The organism is Dolichospermum sp. LEGE 00246 (assembly GCF_015207865.1).
Classification (GTDB): Bacteria; Cyanobacteriota; Cyanobacteriia; order Cyanobacteriales; family Nostocaceae; genus Dolichospermum; species Dolichospermum heterosporum.
The window spans coordinates 1-4,013 of record NZ_JADEWA010000488.1 but is presented as its reverse complement, the minus strand read 5'-3'; the positions used below and the strand labels follow the sequence as shown (position 1 = coordinate 4,013).

The following is a 4,013-nucleotide window of genomic DNA, read 5'->3' as shown; positions in this document are numbered from 1 at the left end:
ACAAACAGGAACATTCTAAAACCAAGTCAACTCGCTTGAAGTAAGGCTTGAGCCGTGTAAGTGCGAAAGTCTTATGCACGGTTCTTAGGGGAGGGGAGAGCGGTGACGCTTGAACCTTACCCGACTATTCCCCCTCGACTCTACCAAAGCTAATGCAATTCTGAAGCAAGCCGGATTACCTAAAGCCTTTTAGAATGATCGTTTTTGAGGGAGTAAGGACGATAGCGAAGCGCTGCTGCAAGCAGTTCGCTTTTTGGGATGTGAGGGGCGATGAGAGGGCGATCGCTTGTCAGTTCGCTTGTTGGGGATATGGAGGGCGATAGCGTTCGCGAGTGCGTCCCGGAGGGAACTAGCGCTGCTGCAAGCAGTTCGCAAGGGTTGTGATTGCTTCCCTTCCCTCGCAATGACTGTAAATATTTTTGTCCAATTACTTATGAGCCTTTTCAAAAATTATTCTTAATAAGGGTTAAAGAATCGCTGTTGTGGTGAATATGAGAGCGATTAACTGTTACCAAAACCTATTAACATTCACAAACTCATACCCTTGTTCTAATAATTTGGGAATCAAAATATTAATAGTTTCCGCCACATCTTTGCCACCAAAATAGCCATCATGCAAGACAATTAATGAACCGTTTTTAACTTGCTTTATAACTCGATTTACCACAACATTTACACCAGGATGAACCCAATCTTCAGGAACTACACTCCACATCACTGGACGATAATTCCACTGTTGAAATAATTGTAATGTTTGAGGTGTGAAAAAACCGTTGGGAGGACGCACATCTCGTACTTGTTCGGGGGTTAAATTACAAGCATTATAAATAGCAACTTGGGTTTTTTCTAAACTTTGTTTGAGTTGGGTTGACGAAAGTAGGGGAAAAGAATCATGTTCATATCCATGTAGTCCGATCCAGTGTCCTTGTGTGCTAACTGTTTTCGCAGTTTCTGGAAACCGATTCACACAATTTCCTAACCAGAAAAAACTAGCGGTAATGTTATAACGCTTTAAAACCGATAATACTTGGGGTGTGTATTGGGGATGAGGTCCATCATCAAAGGTAAGGGCGATAGTTTTACTGTTTGAGTTTCCACACCATAGACAATGGGGAAAGGTGGGTTGGAGAAGCCGATAAACAAGGGGAAATAGAGGTGCAAATTCCATTGTTAAAAATATCTTTGTAACAAAAACTGTAACAACAACCTAATTTATGATCACACTGGTTTAAATTGGTAAAAAATCTGCGGGTAATCCCTGAACGGAAAATGACGTTGTGCAAAGATATTCGAGATTATCAAATTCTTTTTTTGAGTTTATTTCTGATTTTGGGAATTGCGACGCGAGACTGGACATTACATCCAGAATTTATTGGTGTGGCGATCGCCTCTTGCATTATAACTCAAATTATCTGCTCATTAATCACTAAATCCCAGGACACAATCCCAGTAATTAATATCCGTAGTCCCCTAATTACCTCTTTGGGACTGAGTTTATTACTACGCGCTGATCATTGGTCAACAATGGCTTTAGCTGGATTTGCAGCCATAGCTAGTAAATTTATTTTCCAATTTAGGGAAAAGCATTTTTTCAACCCTGCTAATTTTGGCATTATTGCTGTGCTTACCCTCACTAATGACGCTTGGGTATCCCCAGGACAATGGGGAGAAGAATGGTGGTATGCGTTGTTATTTGTGGGGACTGGAGGCATGATTTTACAGCGTATTGGTCGTTGGGATACTACCGCCGCTTTTCTAGGTGCTTATTCCCTCCTAGCAGCCATCAGAAATATGTGGTTAGGTTGGACTTGGGACGTTTATTTTCATCATTTAATGAGTGGATCTTTACTGTTATTTTCTTTATTTATGGTGACAGATCCACGTTCAATTCCCAACGCCCCCATGAGTAGAATTTTATGGGCAGTATCTATTGCTTTATTAACATTTATTTTGCGAAATTTCTTCTTTATTCCCACCGCTGTTTTTTGGGCTTTATTTGCCCTCGCACCCTTAACTATTTTCCTAGATAGATTCTGGGTTACACCGAGATTTTCTTGGTGGCAGCAACCAGAATTATCAGCAGAAAAATAACCAATCAACTATCATTAATTAAGGATCAAAATGCAACTTTTACGCCTATTCATGCCCTTAATTTCTGCACTTTTAGCAGTGCTGTGTTTTGTGCCTACAGCTTGGGCTTTCTGTGGTTTTTATGTGGCTAAAGCTGATACAAAACTCTATAATCAAGCTTCACAAGTCATACTTGCCAGAGATGGAAATCGTACCGTCTTAACAATGGCTAATGATTTTCAAGGTGATGTTAAAGATTTTGCCGTTGTTATTCCTGTTCCCACTGTTTTAAAAAAAGAACAAGTTCATGTAGCCCAACCGAAAATTATTGAACGATTAGATGCTTTTAGCGCCCCCAGATTAGTTGAATATTTCGATTCTGACCCCTGCGCTCAAGATAATATAATGACGGATATGCCAGCACCACAAGCAGCAGCAAGAATGAGAGGTGCAGAAAATAGCATGAAGAAAGATAGCAGTTTAGGTGTGACTGTTGAAGCCAAATTTAATGTAGGTGAATATGATATTGTCATCTTGAGTGCTAAAGAATCTGGTGGACTAGAAATTTGGCTAAATCGCAATGGCTATAAAATTCCTAAAGGTGCAAAGGAATTACTAAAACCCTATATTCGTTCTTCAATGAAATTCTTTGTTGCTAAAGTCAACTTAGATAAATTTGCCGAATCAGGTTATCAATTACTGCGTCCTTTACAAATTTCCTACGAATCACTGAAATTTATGTTACCGATTCGTTTAGGAATGATTAACGCTACCAAAGAACAAGATTTAATTGTTTATATTCTCTCACCCCAAGGACAGGCAGAAATCACTAATTATCGCACAGTTAAAGTTCCTTCCGATGTAAATATTCCTGTGTTTGTGAAAAATGAATTTGGTGATTTTTATAAATCCATGTTTCAAAGTTCCTACACCAAAGAAGATAAAAAAGTTGGCTTTTTGGAATATGCTTGGGATATGAGTAGTTGTGATCCTTGTTCTGCTGAACCACTCAATAATGAAGAATTAAAACAAGCGGGTGTGTTTTGGTTGGATAATAATAGCAGTGATAGACCAGTATCTCCCAGTTTTCGTTCTCGTTTTCCTAGTAGTAGTGTTTTCATTACTCGCTTGCACGTGCGCTACACCAGAAATAAATTTCCCGAAGATTTGATGTTTCAAGCAACTTCACAACGGGATTCTTTTCAAGGACGTTATATTTTACAACACCCATTTACAGGTAATCTCGAATGTAGTGCAGGAAGACAATATAAAAGTTCATTAAATCAGCGATTTGAAAAAGAAGCGCAAACTCTAGCTAGACTTACCAACTGGAATATTCAAAACATTCGCCAAAAAATGCAATTATCTGTGGGAAATATTTCTACTTCTTGGTGGGATAATTTCTTAGCTTGGTTTGGTCTGTAAATTTCTTTGACTTGCAAGAGTAATACCCCCGACTTCTTAAAGAAGTCGGGGATATTAATTTAGGATCTTTTCTAAATCAATTTGATTATGTTTTTGTTCAGAGTCAATTCAACCTACAGACTTTTGGTTTTTGACTTCTATTAGGAGTTATTTTAATTTAGATAAGATAAACCCCTTGGATTTTTCTCAAGACTATCATAACATAACCCTCTCAGAAGTCAAGACCCTTGAAAATACGTTGAGTCATTCGCAGCTATTCTCAATAATTTTGGGTGAAAATGCCAGGTTAGACTTTTTTGGGAAAATGGGGTTAAGAATTATGAAGGTAGTGACGCTAAAACGTTGAGACATTAACCCACATTCCGCACCCTTAACTGTCACAAGCGGTTATTACGGAATTTACTTCATAAAAAAGGAGTAAAAAATTACCTTTGGCTCAAAAAAAATTGATTTTGGATAGAAAAATTGCTCAAATGTATTCTCAATAAGGAGCAATAAATATAAGAGTGGTTTGGTAG

3 protein-coding genes are annotated in these 4,013 nt (G+C 38.3%); 2 read left to right on the top strand and 1 reads right to left on the bottom strand.

Features of this window, described 5'->3' with window-relative positions; all coding sequences use genetic code 11:
• Nucleotides 1–508 precede the first annotated feature (508 nt).
• The gene (locus IQ228_RS22700; protein WP_193964527.1) at nt 509–1,168 is read right to left on the bottom strand and encodes a polysaccharide deacetylase family protein; all 660 of its coding nucleotides are present in this window, start codon (nt 1,166–1,168) and stop codon (nt 509–511) included.
• A 101-nt stretch (nt 1,169–1,269) separates the two neighbouring features.
• Here IQ228_RS22700 and IQ228_RS22695 point away from each other — a divergent pair, with 101 nt between their 5' ends.
• Nucleotides 1,270–2,091 carry an RnfABCDGE type electron transport complex subunit D gene (locus IQ228_RS22695; RefSeq protein ID WP_035081250.1) on the top strand — a complete coding sequence of 274 codons (822 nt, stop codon included), beginning with the start codon at nt 1,270–1,272 and terminating at the stop codon, nt 2,089–2,091.
• Between the two features lie 30 nt (nt 2,092–2,121).
• Complete coding sequence (locus IQ228_RS22690) at nt 2,122–3,495, top strand: DUF2330 domain-containing protein (RefSeq protein ID WP_027400985.1); 1,374 nt, start codon at nt 2,122–2,124, stop codon at nt 3,493–3,495.
• The last annotated feature ends 518 nt before the right edge of the window (nt 3,496–4,013 follow it).